This is a genomic window from Caulobacter sp. P1_B12_2, from assembly GCF_056406675.1.
Map to the genome: position 1 here is coordinate 1 of NZ_JBFTZS010000699.1, position 1,523 is coordinate 1,523.

Here is a 1,523-nt window from a genome sequence, read left to right on the forward strand (position 1 = left end):
TTGCTAGACAGTCCCCATGTCCACCCCGACCCCCGCCCTGACCGCCGCCGAGTCCCTGGTGCTCACCCGCCGGGTCACGACCCTGTCGGTGGGCGTGGCGGCGGTGCTGATCCTGATCAAGGGCGGGGCCTGGCTGGCCGGCCACTCGGTGGCGATGCTGGCGTCGCTGGCCGACAGCAGCCTGGACCTGGTGGCGTCGCTGATCACCTTCTACGCCGTGCGCTACGCGGCCGAGCCCCCCGACGCCGAGCACCGCTTCGGCCACGGCAAGGCCGAGGCCTTCGCCAGCCTGACCCAGGGCGGCCTGGTGTTCGCCTCGGCGGCGCTGATCGGCCAGGAGGCCATCCGCGCCTTCGCCCGCACCGAGCCGCCCGAGCACGGCGCCCTGGGCGTGGGGGTGATGGCCGCCTCGATCGTCCTGACCCTGCTGCTGATCCGCGCCCAGACCGAGGTGACCAAGAAGACCCGCTCGGTGGCGGTGTCGGGCGACCGCGCCCACTACGCCGCCGACCTGGCCTCGAACGCCGTGTCGCTGGTGGGCCTCGGCGCCGCCAGCCTGCTGCATCTGCCCTGGGTGGACGCCGCCGCCGGCCTGGTCGTGGCGCTGTGGCTGCTGTGGGGCGCGATCGGCGTCTTCCGCGAAGCCTCCCACCAGCTGATGGACCACGAGCTGCCGCTGGACGACCGCGCGCGGATCATCGCCCTGATGACCGCCGACCCCCGCGTGCTGGGCGTCCACCAGGTGCGCACCCGGGCTTCGGGTCCCTACATGCACGTCCAGGCGCACATGGACCTGGATCCGAACCTGACCCTGAGCGTCGCCCACGCCGTGATGGTGGCGGCCGAAAACCGGGTCTTGGAGCAGTTTCCGGCCGCCGACATCCTGCTGCACCCCGACCCGCGCGGCGCGGCGGAGCCGCATGGCGGGGCGTTCGGCGAGGCGCCGCCGCACTGAGCGCGCATCGCCGGGCTTGCCGACCGCGCTCCACGGGGCCAAATGGCGCTCTTGCCTAGAACGTTACGAGCGACCGACCTGATGGACGACACCCTGGCCAAGCTGCCGCGAGCCTTTGCCGGCGCCACCGTGCTGGTGCTGGGCGACGTGATGCTGGACCGCTTCGTCTACGGCGCGGTGGACCGCATCTCGCCCGAGGCCCCGGTGCCGGTGATCGCCGTCGAGCGCGAGACGGTGATGCTGGGCGGAGCCGGCAACGTGGCCCGCAATGTCGCCGCCCTGGGCGGCCGGGCGGTGCTGGTGGGCGTGGTCGGCGACGACGACGCCGGCCGGGTCCTGACCGGCCTGATCGACCGCGAGGCGAGCCTGGACTCGGCCCTGATCGTCGACGCCAAGCGCCGGACCACCGAAAAGACCCGCTACATCTCCGGCTCGCACCAGATGCTGCGCGCCGACCGCGAGGACCGGGGCGAGGCCGACGGCCAGGCCCTGCTGGCGGCGTTCAGCGCTCACCTGCGCGAGGTCGACGTGGTGGTGCTGTCCGACTACGCCAAGGGCGTGCTGACGC

The 1,523-nt window shown here is 73.1% G+C and carries 2 protein-coding genes; both read left to right on the forward strand.

What is annotated here, in order from left to right; genetic code table 11:
* Positions 1-16: 16 nt before the first annotated feature.
* Entirely contained in the window at positions 17-955 is a 939-nt protein-coding gene (locus AC1DZ6_RS25020; RefSeq protein ID WP_477099791.1) for a cation diffusion facilitator family transporter, read from the forward strand.
* Positions 956-1,036: 81 nt separating this feature from the next.
* A partial coding sequence (locus tag AC1DZ6_RS25025) for a bifunctional heptose 7-phosphate kinase/heptose 1-phosphate adenyltransferase (RefSeq protein WP_477099792.1) occupies positions 1,037-1,523 on the forward strand: 487 nt, incomplete at its 3' end.